This window comes from Halobacillus shinanisalinarum (genome assembly GCF_022919835.1).
Lineage (GTDB): Bacteria > Bacillota > Bacilli > Bacillales > Halobacillaceae > Halobacillus_A > Halobacillus_A shinanisalinarum.
The window spans coordinates 2,552,968-2,574,329 of the sequence record NZ_CP095074.1; the positions used below are offsets into that span (position 1 = coordinate 2,552,968).

The following is a 21,362-nucleotide window of genomic DNA, read 5'->3' on the forward strand; positions in this document are numbered from 1 at the left end:
CATTTATGATGGATACAAAAGGGCAGGGTGAAATCTCAATGAGAGGTTAACTCCAGCCCTTTTTTTATGCTTTAAGAAATTAGAAACTAATTTATACTAGGGTCAATTTTACAATGGTCGAGATCCAGGCTTAAGATTGAACCATTCACCTCTGTGACCCTGCAGAGTGCTTTGGATGTTTGATGCTGGGGCAAGACGTGTAAGTCTTAGCTGAAGTTCCACATCATGCGTTTTGTCTAGTAACCTTTGATACCAATAGTATGTATCGTTTGTCGATTTCAATCAGGAAATGTTGAAATATATTTCCCGGGAAATAGAATTGTCGAGCAGAGGGGGAAACCTTGTTGAGTATGAGTCAGATCGAGTTTAGAAATGTGTCTTTTCGTTACCAAGAAGACATGCCTTGGGTGCTGAAAAACGTCAGCTTTACTATCACAGAGAGCGAATGGGTGGCGATTATAGGTCATAATGGTTCAGGGAAGTCAACGATCGCCAAGTTGATGAATGGGCTGCTTTTTCCGCAAGAGGGAGAAATCATTGTCGATGGACAAGCCGTTACAGCTGATACTGTATGGGATGTAAGAAAGAATGTCGGTATGGTCTTTCAAAATCCCGATAACCAATTTGTGGGCACTACGGTTCGTGATGATGTGGCCTTTGGCATGGAAAACCATGGCATGCCGAGGGAACTGATGCTTGAGCGAATTAAAGAGAGTCTTACGGCCGTCGGGATGAGTGATTATGAACGTCAAGAGCCGCATCGTTTGTCTGGTGGACAAAAGCAACGTGTTGCCATAGCGAGCGTTCTTGCCGTTTCACCAAAGTACATCATTCTAGATGAAGCAACGGCAATGTTGGACCCCAAAGGCAGGAAGGAAATTTTAAGTACTATTCTTGATGTTCAACAGCAAAGAAACCTTTCTTTAATCACCATTACTCATGACTTGCATGAAGTGATTCAGGCCGAACGCGTTATTGTTATGAATCAGGGTGAAATTTGGTTAGAGGCCCCCCGCGCACTATTTTTGCAAAAAAAGAACAGTTAACTGAAATTGGCTTAGATACTCCTTTTATAACGAAACTAGCGGATGAATTGAAATCTGTTGGTATTGATCTTACACGTGAGCCACTCAATCACAAGGAACTTTTGGAGGAACTATGGACATTAAGTTCAATGAAGTAAGCTATGTCTATCAGCCGAATAGTCCATTTGAGCATCGGGCATTAAATAAGCTCTCCTTTAACATCAAGTCCGGTGCTTTTGTTGCGGTGATTGGTCATACAGGTTCAGGAAAATCCACATTGATTCAACATCTGAATGGACTCGTTCAGCCAACAGAAGGGGAAGTAACGATAGGGGAATATCAGCTTAAGGCAGGAGAGAAGAACAAGCGACTCAGAGAATTGCGTGAAAAAGTAGGCGTAGTTTTTCAATATCCTGAGCATCAATTGTTCGAAGAAACGGTAGAGAAAGACATCGCCTTTGGACCGATGAACTTTGGTGTGGAGCAAGAAGAGATTAAACGCCGAACAAATGAAGCCATTTCATCTGTTCGCCTTCCTGAAGAAATATTGAAACGGTCTCCGTTTGACTTGAGTGGTGGGCAAATGCGCCGCGTGGCAATATCTGGTGTGCTCGCTATGAACCCTGAAGTGCTCGTGCTTGATGAACCGACAGCGGGACTCGACCCTAAAGGGCAAAATGAAATTATGGACATGTTTGCAAGGCTTCATAAGGAGAAAGGACTGACAACGGTGCTTGTTACCCATAGTATGGAGGATGCTTTGGCGTATGCCGATCATGTCATCATTTTGAATAAAGGGGAAGTATTCATGCACGGCTCGCCCCTGGATATTTTTCAGGAAAAGGAAGCATTGAAAAAGGTTCAGCTTGATGTTCCAGAAGTGATTCAATTTTTAACTCAAGTGGAGGAGAAATTCAATCAGAGAATACCGTACAAGGGACAATCACTAACAGAGTTAGCAAAGGAATTGGCTCACATGGTGAGAGGGGGCCGCGATCATGAGTAGTTCATTGATTATTGGCCAGTATATCCCGGGGAATTCCATTGTTCACAGACTGGATCCCCGTTCGAAAATTGCCATCATCTTCTTTTTCGTTGTGATCGTATTTTTTGCTAATTCTGTTCTGAGTTATGGACTATTAACTTTATTTGCGATTGGAAGTGCCATGGCTACTCGTATTCCGATCCGCTATATTTTAAAGGGATTGAAACCGGTATGGTTCTTAATTGCGTTTACTTTCCTGCTTCATATCATTGTTACAAAGGAAGGGGAGGTCCTTACAACGATATTCGGATGGGAGCTTTATGAAGGTGCCATTGTGCAAGGGGCGGCGATATCGTTGCGGTTTTTCCTTTTGATCATGGTCACCTCGTTACTTACTTTGACGACAACTCCGATTGAAATTACTGATGCAATTGAACAATTGCTAGGACCATTAAAAAAGGTACGTTTCCCTGTACACGAGTTGGCGTTAATGATGTCGATTTCGCTGCGATTTATCCCGACGCTCATGCAGGAAACCGAGAAGATTTCAAAAGCCCAAGCCTCCCGTGGTGTTGATTTCCGCACAGGGGCATTTAAAGACCGCATCAAGGCCGTTATTCCCCTTTTAGTGCCATTGTTCGTTAGTGCCTTTAAACGTGCAGAGGAGCTTGCTATGGCGATGGAGGCAAGGGGTTATAAGGGAGGCGAAGGCCGGACGAAGCTGAGAGAGCTTCAAATCGGCCGAGCCGACTATTACGTCTATGTTTTGTTTGCTCTCATTATCGTTGGTCTATTTTTAACAAGGAACTAGTGTGGAGGAGATCGTAATGCAGCGATTGAAATGTAGAGTGGAATATGATGGGACAGTTTATGCCGGCTACCAAGTTCAGACAAACGGTGTAACGATTCAAGAAAAAATCGAAAAGGCATTAACTAAGATGCACAAGGGTGAGAGTGTGAAGGTTATCGCATCTGGTCGCACGGATGCCGGTGTACACGCAATCGGCCAAGTCATTCATTTTGATACAAGTTTGAACATCCCAGCATCGAACTGGAAAAGGGCGTTAGGCCCCATGCTTCCTGAAGACATACGTGTAGCAGAGGTAGAACCCGTGACGGACGATTTCCATGCAAGATATGATACGACAGCTAAGGAATATCGCTACTATGTTTGGAATGATCATGAGCCGAATTTATTCCGTAGACTTTATACTTATCATATCAGAAAGCCGCTAGATGTTGCGGCGATGCGTGAGGCGTGTAAGCTTGTTGAAGGAGAGCATAACTTTACTTCATTTTGTTCTCCTCGTACAGATCTCAAAGGAAGCAAAGTTCGCACCATTACAAAGGCGGTAATCGAGCAGCGTGGATCTGAGCTTGTATTTATTTTCAAAGGGAATGGCTTTTTATATAACATGGTACGAATTCTAGTAGGGACGATTCTTGAGGTAGGATTTGGAGATCGCACGTCTGATGAGCTTGAAACGATGCTCGCGGCTAGGGATCGGAAAGCAGCTGGGAAGACAGCACCTCCTCATGGGTTGTTTTTATGGAAGGTAGAATATTAAGTTTAGACACCCTAAATCGCTCATATACGCAATTAATGGCGATTTTCGTGCAATAATCCCGTGAAATACGCAAATAACGGAAATTTCGTGCAATTATTGAAAATTTCGTGCAATTATGGAAAATATATGAAAAAAATCCACTTGGCTATACTTAATAGCTAATATCTTGGTGAGTCTGAGCAAATTCTCTTCACATTTCTTTTAAAAAACAACGATTCCTGGTGTGCGAAGACTTGACATAGGGATGTAGAGTGTTATATGATATGCTATGGCATTTTATTTCTATACCACGGTTAGCCCCGGAAACTAATCGTATTTGAGATAAATTTAAAAATTGAGCTTTGTGAAATTACGAATTCAGGAGGGAAACCGATATGCGCACAACTTTCATGGCAAATGAAAACAACGTGGAACGCAAATGGTTTGTTGTGGATGCTGCAGGGCAAACACTTGGCCGTTTGGCAAGCGAAGTTGCTGCGATCCTTCGCGGTAAAAATAAACCAACGTATACACCACACGTTGACACTGGTGACCATGTCATCATCATCAATGCAGGAGAAATCCAACTAACTGGTAACAAGATCAATGATAAGATTTATTACCGTCACTCTAACCACCCAGGTGGTTTGAAATCCCGTACAGCTAACGAAATGCGTACAAAATATCCTGAGCAAATGCTAGAGCTTGCCGTTAAAGGTATGCTACCTAAAGGAAGCCTAGGACGCAAAATGGGTAAAAAACTTCATGTCTATGCTGGATCTGATCACAAACATGAAGCACAACAACCAGAAGTTTACGAACTTCGTGGATAATTAAAGGAGGTAATCGATAGTGGCACAAGTACAATACTCCGGTACTGGACGTCGTAAAAAGTCGACAGCTCGTGTTCGCCTTGTTCCAGGAACTGGTCGTGTAGTAGTAAACAAACGTGATGCTGAAGACTTTTTCCCATATGAAACACTTCGTATGATTCTGAAGCAGCCTCTAGCTGTTACAGAGACTGAAGGTAACTATGATGTTTATGTAAATGTTGATGGTGGAGGTTTCACTGGTCAAGCTGGTGCAATCCGTCACGGAATCGCTCGTGCGCTGCTTCAAGCAGACCCAGAATACCGCACACCACTTAAACGTGCGGGACTATTAACTCGTGATGCACGTATGAAAGAGCGTAAGAAATACGGTCTTAAAGGTGCACGTCGTGCTCCACAGTTCTCTAAGCGTTAATATGACAAGTTTAAAGCCTCTTTCTCCTTATCGGGAGAGAGGCTTTTTTTATGGTCAAAAATGGGGTGATGCTCACATTTTGCTCACATTTATTCTGAATCCATGAATTTTTGGAACCTATCAGCAGTTTTATCTTTTAATGAATCTGTTACGTGGGCATAGACATTCATGGTCGTTTGAATATCTTTATGTCCTAATCGATCTTGTACTTCCTTTATGGTTGCTCCTGCTTCAAACAATAAAGAAGCGTGTGAGTGACGGAAACCATGAATAGTTATGGAGGGTAGATTATTGCGCTTTATGATGCCTTTCAATTTATCATTAGGATATGCCAGGCGGAGAGGCCGCATATCTGCTCTAGTAACTACATTAGTAACTTCAGGCTGCATACCTACCGAAAACAGCCATTCCTTCTGTTGAATCCTCCATTTACGTAGGAGGTTAGCTGTGACATTATCTATATGGATGGTACGCATGCTTGTCTTCTTTTTCGCCTTTTGTATTACTTCCTTTCCATTTTTAAAGAACATTGTCTTATTTATTGAAATCTTATTTTTATCAAGATCGATATCTTTCCACTCTAAGGCAATTAGCTCTCCCTTCCTCATACCTGTATAAACAAGCAAGTAGAACAGCACGTAATCTTTAATGTGCAGCTGTTCCTTAGCTAAGGAAAGGAAGTTATTAATCTCCTCCTTAATCCAAAAATTTCTATCTTCTTCCTGATCAGCTAAAAATTCATCTTCTTGTTTTGGTACAACCGTATATTCCATAGGATTTTGGGCGATGTAATCCATTTTGACAGCATACTTGAATACCTGATTGGCCTGTATCCTTATATCATTAGCAGATTTAATTTGATCTGCTATTTCATTTATTACACGCTGGCAATAACCTTTTGTAATATCCCTGATTTTTAACTTTCCAAATCGGGGAATAATATGCTTCATTATCTTTGACTGCACGAATGTCTGCGTGCTTGGTTTGACTGTCTTAGAGTGTATGGCCCACCATTCGTCATAAACGTCCTGGAACGTCATTTTCTTATCGAATTTGAAGGTTTTGTTTTCAAGCTTTTTCTGTATGTCTGCAACCTCTAACTGAGCATCCTTCTTTCTCTTAAATCCCCCTTGCTTATTTGCTTTCGTTTTCCAGTAGAGGGGTCAATCCCTACATCTATTGTGTAGCTCCAAGTTTTCCCCCTCTTTCGGTAGTAAGCCATGTTACTGTACCTCCTCAATTGTACATTAATTTATTTCAACACTATTAAATGTACAAAATCGTTATATCATCGCTGACCATATCCGCAATCCTTTGGTATTTCGTATTACGAGGACGTTCACAACGCCGTTTTTTTCAGAACTTATTTTGGCATTCTCATCATAAGTTTTAATCGGAACTTATATCTTTATCTTTTGGATAAGTGTAATCATAAATTTCTTGATCATTTTCTTTTACAGCAAGTTGTACCTCTTTCTGTTTTTTGAAACTACAGCCCCAGCAAGAATTTCTTTTCATTTGTCATAGGATCAATCAATAAGTAAATTTGAAAATAACGTTGTTACCCTCTATTGAAATGAACCCTCGAAATACACCCTATAATACATATTTTAATCTGTAAAATTCTTTTCAAAGGTACAAATGTGGCGACGTTTAATTTGATCTAAACGATCTTTACATAGGTGAATTGGGATTCTGAAATCTAATGACCATCTGTTAATAATCTCTGGGTCCGTTATGTTATATTGCTGGATCATATGAAAGGGAAGGGATGCATAGAGTGTAAAATGCTTTGCATCTCTTTCCTGAAGATCACGAAATGCTGGAGGCATCATCGATTGACGACCTGCATGGCGTACTGCGTGACAAAGTTCATGAAAAAACTGTTCTCGTTGATAAATCGCAGGTAAACGACTATCAACTACAATCTCTTTAAAGCGGCCAACTTTCATAAAACTCGCTTGTTTCGGTTTACAATGTAGAAATATTTCATATTTTAATCCGATTTTTTTAATGTTTAAATCCTCAGGTCTGGTGAACCTATGTCGTAAATACCATTGGGTAACTAAATCTTCTAAGGCAGTAGTTTTATATTTAGGGAAATCCATGCATATCACCATCCTTAAAAATATTATAGGAACATATGTTCTATTTATCAATATGAAAAAACCACTATCTTTAATAATGTGTAAATATACGGGCAGTAAAAGTACCATTATCACTATGTATTTCTTTCAAACTATCTTGATATCGAGTCTTCAAGATAAGGGCCATATTGCGGAACAAATAAAGAACCGTAATCAGTTTCTATCAACGAAACAGAAGGTAGTATTAGGTAGCATTTTTCTGCCCTTTGTTTTTTATGGAACTTTACACTACACAAAATTAACAGCTGTAGTCCCTCTATTTATTTGGTATGTCCAGTGTTTATTTTCCTAAAGAACCATTTATAAAATAAATGTGACAAAAAGAATGTTGTAAATAATGTTATCCAAGTCCAGTACCAAGACCAATGGATATACACAATTAAATTAGTATATCTTTCAAGTATTACCTCAGTAACTGTAATGACTGAAGTATAAAGAGCATAGTAACCAAATTGAGCTATTTTACTTTTTCCCTCTGGATAGTGAACATTAAAAATGGCACAAATTGCAGGGTATGCAAGAAATTCAAAGGTGAAACTTGCCCTGCTTGCATAATCAAACAACCTGACAGGATATTCAATCATCCTCATCTGAACAACAGCAAGACCAAACAACCATGTTAATACCTGCTTAAATTGGAATGCTACTATGGCATTGCGAATTTTATCTTTTGGAATAAATATTAAAAGAATAGAGATAGAGATTACCCACGCCAGTACTAAAATAATTTGCTCCATAGTCATAAAAAATTGCACCCCCAACATATTAACGATCCTTCATTGGAACTTTCCAAGGAACTTCAAATTTATAAAGTATAAAAGCAATAAATAAAATGGATAAAAAATAGGCAAGTAGAGGCTTTTTATAATGTAGACGCAACATAGGAAACATGGTTAGGACAAACAAAAGTGACCATCCTAAATGCCAGCTATGATCATAAATAATACGACCAAATAAACTACCCAGACATTCTATTACTATGTAAATCATAATCCATTTTATGTTGTGAAGGATCTGGCCTTTAACAGACTTCGGATAACGGGACAAATATAAAATCACTGTGCAAGGGAAAATAATAAACGTATACAGCATACTGACGATGGGGAAAGGAAGTCCAAGGTCAGGCTGAATCTTCCACAATATATAACCACTAGTCAAAAAAATATATAATAAATTCAATAATGACATGTACAGTATTGTTGTATGGCACTTGTGGAAGTGTTCCCGATCCCACCATCGCCATGAGGCGATAATAGCCCAAATTGTAATAGCCACGTGCATGGTTGTTAATTCCTTTTTATTTGTATTATCATAATTGTTTTACTGAATAATTAAAAAGGCTAACTTTGTTAAGGTCAGCCTTTTTGTTTGTTCTTCGCTAATTTTTTACGATCTTTTATTCCAGGCGGTTGTTCTAACCATTCGTTTTTAATCATAATATCGGCTCCGCTTTTGGCAAGTCGGGAAACTTCTAACGATAACCGTTCATAATTGATCATTAAATCGCTTCGTTGACTGGCGGCGGCAGCAGTAGCATAGTTTCCGATTCCTGATGCACTTATAAGTGACATATGATACATCAATAATTTATCTGAAAATGCTTGAGTTGTTGAATCACTTACAGCTGTATCAGGTACCTGCGGAGCATCAATATCATCTTTCATAAGTGTATCAACAAAAATCTTAATATGTTTTTGCGAGATCTCTTTTCCTCGCAACATAAAATCTTGTACATCTTTGGATGGCGAAGTTTGCGCAAAGGCAAGGCATAATTTCACCCCGACTACGTTTGTTAGTATATTCATATATATATGGGAAATTTCAACGGCGTTTAGTGGACGCTTGTCACTAAAGGGATTTAAGCCACTAAAATATTTTTTACTGTCCACATAATCCGTTTCTTTCGGAACCTCAATATAAGGATGCCTGGCATTAATTCCTTTTGAAAGAGCAATTTCGCTTGTTTGATTATAAAGCGTAGCTGTTTCGTTTAATGCTAGTATAAAATAATTTCGCATATCTTCTCTGGTACTCATAGAGACAAATCCGCTGTATGCTATCATTCCGACTTTTGCCATGTGATTGACATACGTTAAACAAAATGTATCCGTAAAAAGCCACGGAGCATTTATGTTTACATCTTGTTCGGTAAACCCGTTTGGAACGGCGTAATTTTCCTTTTCAAAAATGGTGAGTAACTGTTCTAGATGATTGGATGAAAGATCATAAGCATACTGAATAGCGGGTTTTATATCTTGATCCTCAATATGTTTTAACATAAAACTTAAGACACATTTTGACATACTATCCTGCATATACCCAGTCCAAAGTGAACCAATTTCTGCAGATGTTAGGTGAATGTTCCCTTCATTCATTATGTAACCTCCTTGAGTATGATAAGGTAGGGTTATTATTTACTTAAATGTGGTTTTTATACAGACTAGAATAGATCAATAAGTCATATCATAACCAAGTCTATAGCTTCGAGTATGTTGAACAATCTTCAATTAAAGGGCGCTTTTCCCTAATAAGGAACAGCGCCGTTATAGCATATAAAGGCAATTTTGTGAGCTAATAGTCATAGTGGGGGGGATGACAAGCTTGATACTTTTTGCAGAAATTTTACGTACAATTTTTATCCTAATAGCTATTATAAGTTCTGCTATTTATTTACGACATTTGGAAAAAACTAAGAAACAAAATAAACTTTCAACCTTTGAATTCACAATGTACATAATCATTCAGTTCGCATATATATTATTTGCAATCAGTTTACTGTTTTTTGTATTTGCTGAGTGATAGTTGCTTTAGTAATTATCAGTTTTAAACGAACGGGCGCTTATCGCTAATAAGGTAAGTAACGTTTAGTTTAATAAAAGATTAAGGAGGAAGGAGGTAAAAAATGAATGAAAAGGTAAAATTCAAAAATTCTAAATGGAGATTAAGTATGATGGCCCCAGTAGTATTCATCGGGGGTAGTATTGGAAGTCAAATCGTATTTTTTCCTAATATACCTTATCTTCCTCCTATATATGGTTCTTTGACAGGTTCTGTGTTATTGGTCGCTGGCAATGCAATTTACGTATTCTATAAAAGAATGAAAAACAACAGGGCGAAAAGTGAAAATAATGATTAGATTTACACTAACTCTTATGAAATTCGCATTTAAACAATCGGGCGCTTTCCTTGAATAAAAGAAAATTACTTTTCTATAAAAAAGGCCGATTTCCCCGCGTACGAGGAATCGGCCAGAAATATTATTGAGTCACAAGGTTGTTCATTTCCGTTTTCAATTTTACCTTAATCCAAACCGTCATAAGGGTAGCCAAAGCCACGATGAAACAGGTAAAAATAGAAATAGCGGCGTATAGTCCAATCCATACAGCACCAAAACCAATTCCAATTGTGGGAAGGCCTACACCTATATAAATGACAACATAAAGGGTTGAGACAACGTTCCCCCGTTGATTGGCAGGGGCAATTTCATTGACAAGTTGCATGCTTCCCATAAAGGCTAGCCCCTGGCCTAATCCCGTTATGATTGTACTTATGATTAATAACGTAATCGATTGTGATGGAACTGCCAGCACGAAACCAATTAAACCGACAATTAATAGAATGAGTCCGGACATCATTGATATACGAAAAGATAGGTTTTTAAAAGTTAGTTGGGCTACTGCCGATGCCCCCAGCATTAAAAATACAACGCCTCCCGTTATGGCTAAATTATGAATTCCCATCAAGGATGAAACATAGGAAGGAACAAGGGACATAAATAAAGCTGTTACGGACCATGCCGCGAAGGCTGTAATAGCCCCCATTGTAAAGGGTGTCCTGAGAGTTACTGGGATACTTGGTCGTTGGAGGTGCCAACGGCTGGTTGATTTGGTTTTTATCGTTTCATTCATGGCAAAGATTGTGATACAACCAGGAATGAATAAAATCAGATGAACGATATACGGCAAAATAAGCGGCATAGGGCCATATTGAGCCAAGACACCTCCAAGAATTGGACCAACAGCTGTTCCTCCCGCTGTTGCAATGGAAGCAACAAGTGAGGCGGTTTTACGGTGATTAGGGCGTAATTCTACTAACGCAGCCGTAGCTGTTCCACTCATCATTCCGGCTGCTAGACCTTGCAACCCCCGAGCAATAAATAACAAGATTAAATTACTCGAGAGTGCAAATACAGCTGAACCAGCAGCCGATATCAGCAATCCTATAAGTAACACTTTTTTTCTCCCTAATCGATCAGAAAGCTGTCCGAAAATCAGCAGGGAAGGAATAAGAACAAAAGCATAGATGGCAAAAATCAACGTTAAGACTCCTGATGAGAATCCCCATTGCTGCTGATAGACACTATATAATGGGGATGGGATATTAGCTCCCACCATTAAGATGAGGAGTGTATAGCCAACAAACCAAAAAATTAACGTGTTTTTCTTAACCATTTAAATTCCCTCCCATCAATTTAGTAACTTCTCCATAAGGCAGTACCCCATCTGTCATACGATGAAAAGATTGTTGGTTTATAATTTCTTCACTAATGGCTTTAAGCAAAGTAACACTCGATCTGAAAGGTCCTGAACCACAACTAAGCCTTTCAACTCCAATACGTGATAATTCCGATAAGGAAGGTGTTTCTGGACTGGCCAAAAGGTTGATGGGACAAGCAATTTCATTCCGGAGATTCTTAATGATTTCCCGATTGTTTAAGCCAGGAACAAAAACACAGTCCGCACCAGCTTTTACGAATGACTTTATCCTTTTAACAGTTTCCTCAAATTGCCCCGAAGGGTTTCCAATGTTTAACCAGTACGTATCTGTGCGGGCATTAATAAACAGTGATGACTCTTTATGGGAATCCGAAAGTTCCTTAATAGCCGCAATTTTTTCCTGTTGAAAGGAAATATCATAAAGCGGTTGATTAGAATTACCTGTGCCATCTTCGATGTTTATCGCTACGACTCCAGTGGCTATAACTTTTTTCATCTTGTCTACAATTTCACTAATCGTTTCGCCATATCCAGCCTCAATATCTGCGCTGACGGGTATATCAACGGATGTTGCAATATTTTTGATGGCTGTAGTCATTTCCTCAAAAGGTATATTTTGCCCATCTTCATATCCCAGCGAGGCTGCAATTCCTGCACTTGTGGTTCCAATAGCTTCAAATCCACTTTCTTCAAATACCTTTGCACTGACAGCATCCCAAGCGTTTGGAAGTACAAATGAGGTGGGTTGTTGGTGTAATTGATAAAAGTCTTTTGCTTTTTCATATTGATTTCTGTGATTCATAGTGAACCCCCATTTCATATATAAAATTTGGCTTAATTATTGCCTGGTATTATTGTAACTTATAGACAGTTCAACTATAATCGAAATATGGAATACAAAATGGAGGTTTGTTAGATGGGGGTAAATCCAAATATTGCAGAAGTCGTTTCCCTTATGGGGGAATCATCGCGCGCGGCAATTCTGACCAGTTTAATGGATGGCCGATTTCACACGGCTACGGAATTAGCGAATATGGCGGGAATTAAACCTCAAACGGCTAGCTTTCATCTTGCGAAATTAGCTGGCGGTGAATTTGTTACTGTTGAAAAACATGGCCGTTTTCGTTATTATCAGCTAGCGAATCAGGAAATTGCTAGTATGCTAGAGTCCTTTTTATCCGTTTCCCAACCACCTGAAGTACGTTCTTTGAGGCAATCTTCCCAAGCGAAGGCGCTACAACATGCAAGAACCTGTTATGATCATCTGGCTGGCACATTAGGGGTGAAACTTACGGAGTCGATGGTGAATTTCGGTTATTTGGAGAAAAAGGAACAGTCATTTATTATGACAACCAAAGGGGAACAGTTCTTTATGGATTTTGGTTTGGACATAAGGGAATTGAAGAGAAAGCGCAGATCCTTTTCACGTGTTTGCTTGGACTGGAGTGAACGTCACCATCACCTCGCTGGTGCGTTAGGTCATGGACTTGTTGAACGGTTTTTTGAGTTAGAATGGATTGTTCGAAAACCATCGACACGCGCAGTAAGCATTACAGAAAAGGGTCAATCAGGGTTTGAAAAACATTTTCATGTATCCATTTGAAGTTATTAAATTCACCAAGATGTAAGTTAATTACACAATTCCGCAAACGGGCGCAGTTGCTGAAGAAGCACTGTGTCTGAATCGGGACCATATTGGGGAAGAATAAGTTGACCCTGCATAAGTGTGCATGAAAAGTCGGATACAATCTTTCATTTCTTGCTATTCTGTTGATGTAAGGGAGGTCATTAAAGTGAATTCACTTAAAAACATGAATGATGCTTTGAGCTTTATTGAAGAAAATCTTGCCAATAGAATTGACAGTCATGAAGTAGCAAAGCGGGCATTATGTTCAGAGTATCATTTTAAACGAATGTTTTCATTTCTGGCAGGTGTAACGTTGTCGGAGTATATTCGGAGAAGGCGTCTCACGCTTGCAGCTTTTGAGCTGAACAATAGCAATTTCAGGATTATTGATATTGCCATTAAATACGGATACAATTCTCCAGACTCTTTTACGAGGGCTTTTCATAGCCTTCATGGGATAACACCATCAGAAGCTAGAAATAATGGTCACACAATAAAAGCCTATCCACGAATGACCTTCCAGCTATCAATTAAAGGAGGAATTGCAATGGACTATCGAATTGAAGAAAAAGAGGCATTTAGCATAATTGGAATTAAAAAAAGAGTCCCTATTATTTTTAACGGGGTTAATCCAGAAATCGCCTCTATGTGGGAAAGTTTAGATGGTGAAGCGATAAAAAAACTTAAAAAACTTTCTAATGTTGAACCTGTGGGATTGCTTAGTGCATCTGTAAACTTTTCAGAAGGTCGAATGGAAGAAAAAGGGGAACTTGATCATTATATCGGTGTTGCAACAACAAATGAATGTCCTAATAACCTTACCCAACTTGATGTTCCTGCTCTAACATGGGCTGTATTTGAATCTGTTGGACCATTTCCTGAAACATTACAGGATATCTGGGGGCGTATTTATGCCGAATGGTTCCCTTCTTCTAATTACGAGCAAGTAGAAGGCCCTGAAATTCTATGGAATGAAAACAAGGACACAAGCTCACCGGAATTTAAGAGTGAAATATGGATACCGATCACAGAAAAATAATAATAGTGTTTTCAAAACGAGGCGCTTTTCCGTAATAAGATAAGCGTCTTTTTTGAGAAAAAATTGAGTTGAACGTCTGTTTTTGAAATAATCGGTATTAAGCAATAGGGCGCAGTTGGGGAATAAAGACCAGCGCCCAAATGCCATTGTAGTGCACGTTTATGTAACACGATAAGGTAGAAGGGAACAAGTGCCTGTCAGTTAGAGCATCGTTATTTGGTTCGTGTATAATACGGTTCATGAGCATACTGCTTAATAAAGTTATGGGCAGTCTGCTAGAATATATTCGAGAATGATAAAGGGAGGAAGTGCTATATGAGTCGACACATTGCAGTCCTTGTAACAGACATGGTAGAAGAAATTGAATTAACTGATCCTGTGAAAGCTTACAAAGAAGCTGGGCATACGGTAGATATTATCAGTAATGAAGCAAAAAAAACCATCAATGGCAAAAATGGGGACGAAATACAAGCAGATAGAGGTATAGATGAAGTAAATGCAAACGATTATGATGCATTACTCGTACCTGGCGGGTTTTCTCCTGACTTACTACGTATTAATCCGAAGAATAGTGAGTTTGCGAAAACATTTTTCCAAGATAATAAACCCATATTTTCAATTTGCCATGGTCCACAGTTTCTCGTTAATACAGACCAACTAAAAGGTAGAGAGCTAACAAGCTTTGTTTCCGTAAGAAAAGACTTGGAAAATGCAGGAGCAACTGTAAAAGATGAAGAAGTAATCGTAGATGGAAACCTTGTAACAAGCAGAACACCTGATGATCTTCCTGCATTCAATCGCGAATCTCTAAAGCTTTTAGAAAAATAATTCGTCGATCGTATAGGGGGGCTGTTAATCATGCAGCCTCTCTTTATTTTTTATTTGATAATAGATAAAGCGCTCATGCCCATCTGCCATGATCTTCCTCAAACGGGCGCTTATCAGGAATAAAGATTAGCGCCCGTTTTTATTAGGGGCTATTTGAATTGGAATTGTGCATAAAATGTAAAAAATCAAAAAATGATTGTGTTTATTTTATCGATAAGTTATAATTTATTAATAAAATAAACAAGATTCGGAGTTGATTTTTTGCGGGAAGAACTAGTTTTGAATTCTGTTGAACAAATGCGAGCGCTTGGACATCCGTTACGGAATCGTGCTCTTTATTTACTTGTGGAGGAGCAATACACAAATAAGCAATTGGCATCAGCTCTTGGTGAACCGCCATCTCGTGTCCATTTTCATATACGTGAACTTTTGAAGGCAGGGCTGATTGAAATTGTTGATCAGCGATTAAAAGGTGGCATAATGGAAAAGTATTATCGTGCCGTATCACGTAGTTTGAGGCTGGGAACTGATTTGGGAGTATTATCAAAGTTTGATGAATTGGCGGATACTATATTACTTACTGCCCGTGATGAATTTGAGAGTTCAACAAACTTTTTTAAAAAATATCCTCCTGAAACGCAAATTGTACAGGAGAAAAAGAAATTATCTCCTGAACGCTTCAGTCGAATAAAAGAACATCTTAAGTCAATCAGCGAAGAATTAGAAAAGTCTCAAACTGATGCTAATGCTGAAGATGCAATAAATATTATGCTGACTTACATGATCCATAGGCTCCCAGATGATACTGAGGTGGAAGCTAATGAAACAGAAGAATAAAGGTTTCACATTACAAAAGTTTATCCCTGGGAACTATTTAAATCTTGTTAAGGATAATTCTAATTTTCGTAAGCTATGGATAGGTCTAACAGCTTCATATTTCGGTGACTCTTTTTATGAACTTGCTATTGTATGGTTTGCTTACAGTATTACAGGTTCAGGGATGCAAGTGGGTTTTATCTTAGTTGCCACCTTTTTACCGAGTGTATTAGTTGGTCCATTTCTCGGAGTAATTGTTGACCGGTTTGATCGAAGACGGCTGATGCAACTTGCGCAGCTCATTCAGGGGCTGAGTGTGGGTGTATTAGCATTGTCCATTGCAATGGGTTTCTTCCATATGTGGCTGCTTTACGTTCTTACCATTATTCAATCAACCGCCTCAGCATTATTTTTGCCAGCACAAAATGCGCTTGTTCCCCATTTAGTGAAAAGAGAACAAATTATTCAAGCAAACTCCTTTTTTACATCTTCCAGGCAAGTCGCAACACTGTTTGGGGCAGTGTTGGGCGGGGGAATTGTTGCATGGGCAGGGGCATCAGTTGCCATAGCATTTAACGCCCTCACATTTGTTCTAGCATTACTGTTTATTCAATTCATCCATGACACTTCTAAAATCGACACAGATAATGCAAAAAAATCACAAGCAGGAATATTAGCTGATATTCAAGAAGGTATACGATGGCTGCGTAATCAACCAACAATGATGAGTTTACTGGTTTTGGCAACCATCGGAAATATGGCATTGGGCCCCATAAATGTGTTAGTTCCAATGCTTATTCAAGAAGTATTCCATGCGAATGCAACAGCGCTTGGTCTTTTTGATGGAGCACTTGGCTTGGGCGTTTTGCTGGGTGGATTAGGAATTGGTATTCTGAACCCAAAAAGGATTGGTTTGGTATTTGGCATTGCTTTGAGTATAGAGGCGATTGGAATGTTTTTAATCTTTATTGCCCCTGTTCTGCCGATTGCTTATGCTGGCAGTTTTATGGTGGGAATTGCCATTGTCTCGAAAGGTCTGCCACTAAGTTCCGCATTTCAAATTATGGTTCCTTCAGATCTGAGGGGGAGGGTAAGCAGCATCAATAATATGATAGCTGGTGTTACTATTCCTATTTCATATGGTTTGATAGGGCTGTTCGGTGATATGATAGGTGCAGCATATTGTTTCTTGTTAAGTTCTATATTGTTTGTTATATGCATGGTAATAGCATTTCTGAAATCACGTTTACGGGAATTTAAATTAGAAAAACATGAAACAACAGCAGAAGTAAATTAACTGATATAAATCCGTAAAACTTAACACACAAGTATTAAACAATCGGGCGCTTTTCCCTAACAAAAGGAGTGACGCATATTAATAATATAATTGATATTGACGATAAAAAATTAGAGGTCTGGATTCAAGGGGAAGGTACGCCAATTATCATCCAACCAGGTATGGTGAGTTCAATCATGGAGTGGGAGGCTTTGGCTACGGAGTTGTCAAAGGAAGCAAAAGTCATTCTCTATAATAGAGCCGGGTGCGGAAAAAGTGAAAAAGGAATAAAATCAAGAAATGTTAGCGAAAACACGAAAGATCTCAAGGCATTAATTAATAAGCTTGATTTGGATGCCCCGATAATAATTGGACACTCTTACGGTGGGCTATGCCTTCAATATTTTGGTATGAAATATCCAAATTTAGCAAGTGGATTTATTCTGATAGATTCAACCTCTGTAGATTCGCATTTATTGGATGAAGTAGAAATTGAGGGCGGAGATGAAAATAGTACCGAAGCATGGATTCAAAAATGTAAATGGTATTCAACGCTAACCCCTAAACAGCTTGAAATAGAGATGAAGGATTGGATTACCGGATTACAAGAAGTGATACCTGAAAATAGACATGCAGAGATTAAAAAATATATGAGTAATCCGGTGATGTTTGAGGCTCTCGGAGAAGAACTAGAAGAGGATCCTAAGTTTACAAAAGAAATAAAGCAATTCGGCAAACTCCCTAATATTCCTACTATTATTATTGGAAGAGATCCAAACGTATCGATTAACGATATGATCATTGAAGAGGGGCTTGATTTTCAAGAGGCGGAAAAAATAGAAAACATCTGGCAAACATTAATAGATGACCAGACAAAATTGAATGGTAAAGTTGAGTATATACTGGCTGAAAAGGCAGGTCATAACATACATACAGATAATCCAGTTGTTATAAAAAATGCAATTCTTTCTTTATTGACTAGTATTCCATAATCGGGGGCTAATCAGGAATAAGTATTAGCCCCCGAAATGATACATAAGGGCTAGGTTGTGGAGTAAGGACTTACAAAAGTAATGGTAGTGAACAAGATACTTTGGAGGGAACCAAATGGAAATTTATCAATTTAAAAAAGAAACAGGTAAGAAAATCAAACAATTCAATTCTGATTTTATAATGTCGCGTATTACCCAAACTCAAAAGGCAGCTCATATAGGATGTATGCACTTAGATAAGAATGGAATAATTGGTTATCACCAAGCAGTTGTACCCCAGCTTCTTTTAATTGTATCTGGAGAAGGTTTAGTTAGAGGTGAAACAGATGAATTCGTTAAAGTACATAGTGGCGAAGCAGTATTTTGGGATAAAGACGAGTGGCACGAAACAACAACGGACACTGGGTTAACTGCAATTGTTATAGAAAGTGAAGAGTTAATCACTTCATCATTAATGCCATTATAGAAATAGTAGATGTTATGCAAACGGGCGCATTTGCTGGGTAAAGAATCACGCCATGTTGCATCAATGCAGCATTTTGTATGGGGATAAACTAAGGTAGTGGTAGGAGGAATGAAGTTGTATTCACATAAGCCAGAAGATTACGAATGCCCATTTTGTCGGGTTGTATCAGGTAATGAAAAACAAAATAATGGGACAAAACAAAGAGATATTATATATCAGAATAAACACGTTACGGCTTTTATCGCGAGCAAATGGTGGCCTAATAACAAGGGACACGTTCTTGTAGTTCCTAATGCACACTTTGAGAACATATATGAGTTTCCCGTAGAAATGGCTGCTGAAATTCATCGTGCTGCTCAATTGACAGCGTTTGCGATGAAAAGTACATATGGATGTGATGGAATTTCGACTCGACAACATAATGAACCTGCTGGAAATCAAGATGTTTGGCATTATCACCTTCACGTTTATCCGAGGTATGAAAATGATAACCTCTACCTAACAAAAGGTCATTATACTGAACCTGATGAACGTCCTTTCTATGCAGAGAAGCTACGATTGTGGATACAAGAAAATAAAAAGGTCGGAAATTATGATAGAAATTCATTCTAAAATCATTCACCCACTTATTAAGGATCTCTTATCTTATGCCACATCGAAAAAACGAATTGCACAAGAGTATAAAAAATATATCCAATCATCCAATAGAAAGCTGTATGTGGCTGAGCGTAAGGGAATAATGGCTGGATGTATCGGTATTAAATTCATTGAACCCAATGTCTGCGAAATTAAACATATTGCCGTTTTTCCACCCGAACGTGGAAACAGGATTGGCAGTGAAATGATTGATTTTATTATGGATAAGCATTTATTGAATAGTGTCTTTGCTGAAACGGATTTGGATGCAGTAGAATTTTATCGGAATTATGGATTTGAGATATCAGATTTAGGCGAGAAGTATCCAAGTGTAGAACGGTTTTTGTGTGAATACAAAATCCAATAAGCCTATTAAGCAAACGGGCGCAGTTCTGGAATAAAGATTGTCGCTTGTATTGTACATAAGGGCGGGATTGTTTAGGAGGGAACATAGTGATAATTAGGGAGATAAAGAAATCAGATGCAGAGAAATTCTCCAACCTTACCCCACAAGTTGAGGCAGAATCTGAATATATGCTATGGGAAGCTGGGGAAAGAAATGTTCAAATCGAGCAGCAACTAAAGATGATCGAGAGTATTGAACAAAAAGATAATTCGACTATACTTGTTGCTGAAAAGGATAACAAAGATTTGGTGGGGTTCCTGATGTCTGTGGGAGGGAATGCCAAGAGAAATAAACATGCATCCTATATTGTTATGGGAATTTTAAAGGAATACAGGGGAAAAGGAATAGGCACAAAAAGTTATTTGAAGAGTTGGAACGATGGGCGTTTAACCATAATATACATCGTTTAGAATTAACAGTAGTCACTCGGAATGAAACAGCTTTATCGCTGTATAAGAAAATGGGTTTCGAAATTGAAGGAACAAAAAGACACTCTTTATGTATTGATGGTGAATTTGTTGATGAATATGATATGTCAAAACTTATATAAAGGCGCATTAGCTGAAAACCCTGATTTGACTATACCGCAATCGGGCGCAAGAAAGGAATAAAAAATTGTTCTATTTGCACTAAGAAATAAACTGAAATGTTAGTTAATAATAATATTTAGGGGTGGTTGTAATAAAACAGTGGAAGCAACCAAGTTGGTTTTGGTGGGCAATAGGACTCTTTTCGTCTATAGAAATAGGAGTTATTTTATTGATTGGTTATTTGGGTTTTGATCCAAAAACTATATTAGTCATTGGATTTTATATGGCAGCATTTGTTTATCCTCTGTTTTTTACTATCACCTTTTTTTCTTTAAAAAGCGATGTAAGAAAAGATATCGATACGGTATTCTACTTATTAGTTCCTTTAATAATTAATATTCCTTTTTGGACGTATATTTTAGAGTACTTGTCAGAGTTTCTATAAATACTCTTGGATCTTCAACTATCGGGCGCGTTTATCGAATAACGCGTCCTTTTTACATTTTAGGGCCAGATAACGGAATAAGAATTAGAAATGACCTCCTAAGTACGTGGGGCATATGATGGGTTTATAATCATATGTCTTTGGAGGAATGTTTCAATGAATAAACCTTTTTATATGGATCCTTATTATTCGAACACTTATTATAGTAATGAGCCAATGTGTAATCATGGAAATATGTCATATGGTATGGGCTATGCAAATCAATATTGGCCATATCCAAACACTCAGGGATGTACTAGTCCCATATTAAATGACCATGGAAAAGAACCTTTTGTAGTGAATATTAATCAAGCAGCTAGGCAAAACAACACATTCCGAACTGCTATATGGACTGGAGATAATCTACAAGTGACCTTGATGAGTATCAACGTCGGAGAAGATATTGGTCTAGAGGTTCATCCTGACGTAGATCAATTTTTACGTATTGAGGAAGGTCAAGGATTTGTACAAATGGGCGAGAGTAGAGATCAGTTAAACTTTGTAAGGCATGTATATGAGGACTCTGCTATCATGGTCCCTGCTGGCATGTGGCATAATTTAACGAATACAGGCAATATCCCGTTAAAACTCTACACAATCTATGCACCGCCCGAGCATCCATTCGGCACTGTTCATAGAACAAAGGCAGATGCTGAGGCTCCAGAAGGTTAGGAACCTATGGTCTTCTAGAATACCAGCTAAAATTTACAAGTCAAGATAAAAAGACCCTTCCAAAATAGGGTCTTTTTGTCTAATATTTGTTTTTTTATGTTATGTGGTATGTGCGGAAAGGGTTAACCACATGAAAGGTGTAATA

The 21,362-nt window shown here is 38.4% G+C and carries 23 protein-coding genes and 3 pseudogenes; 19 read left to right on the forward strand and 7 right to left on the reverse strand.

Annotated features, from left to right (window positions below):
* Positions 1 to 350 precede the first annotated feature (350 nt).
* The 6 genes and pseudogenes from MUO14_RS12670 (at position 351) to rpsI (ending at position 4,802) form a co-directional block, all read left to right on the forward strand.
* Positions 351 to 1,183: pseudogene (locus MUO14_RS12670) on the forward strand (energy-coupling factor ABC transporter ATP-binding protein).
* A complete protein-coding gene (locus MUO14_RS12675) occupies positions 1,159 to 2,031 on the forward strand; it encodes an energy-coupling factor ABC transporter ATP-binding protein (protein WP_244751060.1) in 873 nt (290 codons plus the stop codon). The pseudogene MUO14_RS12670 and the gene MUO14_RS12675 overlap by 25 nt, the downstream one beginning before the upstream one ends.
* The gene (locus tag MUO14_RS12680) at positions 2,024 to 2,821 is read left to right on the forward strand and encodes an energy-coupling factor transporter transmembrane component T family protein (protein ID WP_244751061.1); all 798 of its coding nucleotides are present in this window, start codon (positions 2,024 to 2,026) and stop codon (positions 2,819 to 2,821) included. The genes MUO14_RS12675 and MUO14_RS12680 overlap by 8 nt, the downstream gene beginning before the upstream one ends.
* A 16-nt stretch (positions 2,822 to 2,837) precedes the next feature.
* Complete coding sequence (gene truA / locus MUO14_RS12685; protein ID WP_244751062.1) at positions 2,838 to 3,578, forward strand: tRNA pseudouridine(38-40) synthase TruA; 741 nt, start codon at positions 2,838 to 2,840, stop codon at positions 3,576 to 3,578.
* A gap of 374 nt (positions 3,579 to 3,952) precedes the next feature.
* On the forward strand, positions 3,953 to 4,390 hold the full coding sequence (rplM, locus tag MUO14_RS12690; protein WP_244751063.1) for a 50S ribosomal protein L13: 438 nt from the start codon (positions 3,953 to 3,955) through the stop codon (positions 4,388 to 4,390).
* Positions 4,391 to 4,409: 19 nt separating this feature from the next.
* Complete coding sequence (rpsI, locus tag MUO14_RS12695; protein ID WP_163528039.1) at positions 4,410 to 4,802, forward strand: 30S ribosomal protein S9; 393 nt, start codon at positions 4,410 to 4,412, stop codon at positions 4,800 to 4,802.
* 89 nt (positions 4,803 to 4,891) lie between these two features.
* On the opposite strand, the pseudogene MUO14_RS12700 reads toward rpsI, so the two are convergent.
* From MUO14_RS12700 to MUO14_RS12720, 5 genes and pseudogenes are all read right to left on the reverse strand, one after another.
* A pseudogene (locus MUO14_RS12700) lies at positions 4,892 to 6,024 on the reverse strand (site-specific integrase).
* Between the two features lie 388 nt (positions 6,025 to 6,412).
* Positions 6,413 to 6,910, reverse strand: coding sequence for an ImmA/IrrE family metallo-endopeptidase (locus MUO14_RS12710; RefSeq protein WP_244751066.1), 498 nt, complete (start codon positions 6,908 to 6,910; stop codon positions 6,413 to 6,415).
* A 299-nt stretch (positions 6,911 to 7,209) separates the two neighbouring features.
* Positions 7,210 to 7,692: a CBO0543 family protein gene (locus MUO14_RS12715; protein WP_163527876.1), complete on the reverse strand. Its 483-nt coding sequence runs from the start codon at positions 7,690 to 7,692 to the stop codon at positions 7,210 to 7,212.
* Positions 7,693 to 7,714: 22 nt separating this feature from the next.
* Complete coding sequence (locus tag MUO14_RS24770) at positions 7,715 to 8,230, reverse strand: CBO0543 family protein (protein WP_396265568.1); 516 nt, start codon at positions 8,228 to 8,230, stop codon at positions 7,715 to 7,717.
* 74 nt (positions 8,231 to 8,304) lie between these two features.
* Positions 8,305 to 9,324 (reverse strand): DUF3231 family protein, encoded by a 1,020-nt coding sequence (locus MUO14_RS12720; RefSeq protein WP_163527877.1) that lies wholly within the window; start codon positions 9,322 to 9,324, stop codon positions 8,305 to 8,307.
* Between the two features lie 527 nt (positions 9,325 to 9,851).
* On the opposite strand from MUO14_RS12720, the gene MUO14_RS12725 reads away from it, so the two are divergent.
* On the forward strand, positions 9,852 to 10,085 hold the full coding sequence (locus MUO14_RS12725; protein WP_244751067.1) for a hypothetical protein: 234 nt from the start codon (positions 9,852 to 9,854) through the stop codon (positions 10,083 to 10,085).
* A gap of 121 nt (positions 10,086 to 10,206) precedes the next feature.
* On the opposite strand, the gene MUO14_RS12730 is transcribed toward MUO14_RS12725, so the two are convergent.
* Both MUO14_RS12730 and MUO14_RS12735 read right to left on the reverse strand, forming a co-directional pair.
* Positions 10,207 to 11,400, reverse strand: coding sequence for an MFS transporter (locus tag MUO14_RS12730; protein WP_244751068.1), 1,194 nt, complete (start codon positions 11,398 to 11,400; stop codon positions 10,207 to 10,209).
* Positions 11,393 to 12,247, reverse strand: a complete 855-nt coding sequence (locus MUO14_RS12735; RefSeq protein ID WP_244751069.1) for an isocitrate lyase/PEP mutase family protein — start codon at positions 12,245 to 12,247, stop codon at positions 11,393 to 11,395. Before MUO14_RS12735 ends, MUO14_RS12730 begins: the two co-directional genes overlap by 8 nt.
* Before the next feature lie 114 nt (positions 12,248 to 12,361).
* Between MUO14_RS12735 and MUO14_RS12740 the strand changes: the two genes are divergently transcribed.
* From MUO14_RS12740 to MUO14_RS12795, 12 genes and pseudogenes are all read left to right on the forward strand, one after another.
* On the forward strand, positions 12,362 to 13,048 hold the full coding sequence (locus tag MUO14_RS12740) for an ArsR/SmtB family transcription factor (protein WP_244751070.1): 687 nt from the start codon (positions 12,362 to 12,364) through the stop codon (positions 13,046 to 13,048).
* Positions 13,049 to 13,238: 190 nt separating this feature from the next.
* A complete protein-coding gene (locus MUO14_RS12745; RefSeq protein WP_244751071.1) occupies positions 13,239 to 14,111 on the forward strand; it encodes an AraC family transcriptional regulator in 873 nt (290 codons plus the stop codon).
* Between the two features lie 315 nt (positions 14,112 to 14,426).
* Positions 14,427 to 14,939 (forward strand): type 1 glutamine amidotransferase domain-containing protein, encoded by a 513-nt coding sequence (locus MUO14_RS12750; protein ID WP_010530576.1) that lies wholly within the window; start codon positions 14,427 to 14,429, stop codon positions 14,937 to 14,939.
* A 279-nt stretch (positions 14,940 to 15,218) separates the two neighbouring features.
* The gene (locus MUO14_RS12755; protein ID WP_244751072.1) at positions 15,219 to 15,776 is read left to right on the forward strand and encodes an ArsR/SmtB family transcription factor; all 558 of its coding nucleotides are present in this window, start codon (positions 15,219 to 15,221) and stop codon (positions 15,774 to 15,776) included.
* On the forward strand, positions 15,760 to 17,052 hold the full coding sequence (locus MUO14_RS12760; RefSeq protein WP_244751073.1) for an MFS transporter: 1,293 nt from the start codon (positions 15,760 to 15,762) through the stop codon (positions 17,050 to 17,052). Before MUO14_RS12755 ends, MUO14_RS12760 begins: the two co-directional genes overlap by 17 nt.
* 68 nt (positions 17,053 to 17,120) lie before the next feature.
* Complete coding sequence (locus MUO14_RS12765) at positions 17,121 to 18,023, forward strand: alpha/beta fold hydrolase (RefSeq protein WP_244751074.1); 903 nt, start codon at positions 17,121 to 17,123, stop codon at positions 18,021 to 18,023.
* Between the two features lie 115 nt (positions 18,024 to 18,138).
* Entirely contained in the window at positions 18,139 to 18,489 is a 351-nt protein-coding gene (locus MUO14_RS12770; protein WP_244751075.1) for a cupin, read from the forward strand.
* A gap of 108 nt (positions 18,490 to 18,597) precedes the next feature.
* Positions 18,598 to 19,101 carry an HIT family protein gene (locus MUO14_RS12775; protein ID WP_244751076.1) on the forward strand — a complete coding sequence of 168 codons (504 nt, stop codon included), beginning with the start codon at positions 18,598 to 18,600 and terminating at the stop codon, positions 19,099 to 19,101.
* Complete coding sequence (locus MUO14_RS12780; RefSeq protein WP_244751077.1) at positions 19,082 to 19,492, forward strand: GNAT family N-acetyltransferase; 411 nt, start codon at positions 19,082 to 19,084, stop codon at positions 19,490 to 19,492. The genes MUO14_RS12775 and MUO14_RS12780 overlap by 20 nt, the downstream gene beginning before the upstream one ends.
* An 86-nt stretch (positions 19,493 to 19,578) precedes the next feature.
* Positions 19,579 to 20,081 (forward strand): annotated as a pseudogene (locus tag MUO14_RS12785) (GNAT family N-acetyltransferase).
* 209 nt (positions 20,082 to 20,290) lie between these two features.
* Positions 20,291 to 20,506, forward strand: coding sequence for a hypothetical protein (locus tag MUO14_RS12790; protein ID WP_244751078.1), 216 nt, complete (start codon positions 20,291 to 20,293; stop codon positions 20,504 to 20,506).
* A 156-nt stretch (positions 20,507 to 20,662) separates the two neighbouring features.
* Positions 20,663 to 21,217 (forward strand): cupin domain-containing protein, encoded by a 555-nt coding sequence (locus tag MUO14_RS12795; RefSeq protein WP_163527824.1) that lies wholly within the window; start codon positions 20,663 to 20,665, stop codon positions 21,215 to 21,217.
* Positions 21,218 to 21,362: the final 145 nt, after the last annotated feature.

Excerpts from the sequence above, each read along its gene's own strand:
- MUO14_RS12675 (WP_244751060.1), top strand. The coding sequence starts at position 1,159 with ATGGACATTAAGTTCAATGAAGTAAGCTATGTCTATCAGCCGAATAGT.
- MUO14_RS12680 (WP_244751061.1), top strand. The coding sequence starts at position 2,024 with ATGAGTAGTTCATTGATTATTGGCCAGTATATCCCGGGGAATTCCATT.
- truA (WP_244751062.1), top strand. The coding sequence starts at position 2,838 with ATGCAGCGATTGAAATGTAGAGTGGAATATGATGGGACAGTTTATGCC.
- rplM (WP_244751063.1), top strand. The coding sequence starts at position 3,953 with ATGCGCACAACTTTCATGGCAAATGAAAACAACGTGGAACGCAAATGG.
- MUO14_RS12710 (WP_244751066.1), bottom strand. The coding sequence starts at position 6,910 with ATGGATTTCCCTAAATATAAAACTACTGCCTTAGAAGATTTAGTTACC.
- MUO14_RS12715 (WP_163527876.1), bottom strand. The coding sequence starts at position 7,692 with ATGACTATGGAGCAAATTATTTTAGTACTGGCGTGGGTAATCTCTATC.
- MUO14_RS24770 (WP_396265568.1), bottom strand. The coding sequence starts at position 8,230 with ATGCACGTGGCTATTACAATTTGGGCTATTATCGCCTCATGGCGATGG.
- MUO14_RS12720 (WP_163527877.1), bottom strand. The coding sequence starts at position 9,324 with ATGAATGAAGGGAACATTCACCTAACATCTGCAGAAATTGGTTCACTT.
- MUO14_RS12725 (WP_244751067.1), top strand. The coding sequence starts at position 9,852 with ATGAATGAAAAGGTAAAATTCAAAAATTCTAAATGGAGATTAAGTATG.
- MUO14_RS12730 (WP_244751068.1), bottom strand. The coding sequence starts at position 11,400 with ATGGTTAAGAAAAACACGTTAATTTTTTGGTTTGTTGGCTATACACTC.
- MUO14_RS12735 (WP_244751069.1), bottom strand. The coding sequence starts at position 12,247 with ATGAATCACAGAAATCAATATGAAAAAGCAAAAGACTTTTATCAATTA.
- MUO14_RS12740 (WP_244751070.1), top strand. The coding sequence starts at position 12,362 with ATGGGGGTAAATCCAAATATTGCAGAAGTCGTTTCCCTTATGGGGGAA.
- MUO14_RS12750 (WP_010530576.1), top strand. The coding sequence starts at position 14,427 with ATGAGTCGACACATTGCAGTCCTTGTAACAGACATGGTAGAAGAAATT.
- MUO14_RS12760 (WP_244751073.1), top strand. The coding sequence starts at position 15,760 with ATGAAACAGAAGAATAAAGGTTTCACATTACAAAAGTTTATCCCTGGG.
- MUO14_RS12770 (WP_244751075.1), top strand. The coding sequence starts at position 18,139 with ATGGAAATTTATCAATTTAAAAAAGAAACAGGTAAGAAAATCAAACAA.
- MUO14_RS12775 (WP_244751076.1), top strand. The coding sequence starts at position 18,598 with ATGAAGTTGTATTCACATAAGCCAGAAGATTACGAATGCCCATTTTGT.
- MUO14_RS12780 (WP_244751077.1), top strand. The coding sequence starts at position 19,082 with ATGATAGAAATTCATTCTAAAATCATTCACCCACTTATTAAGGATCTC.
- MUO14_RS12795 (WP_163527824.1), top strand. The coding sequence starts at position 20,663 with ATGAATAAACCTTTTTATATGGATCCTTATTATTCGAACACTTATTAT.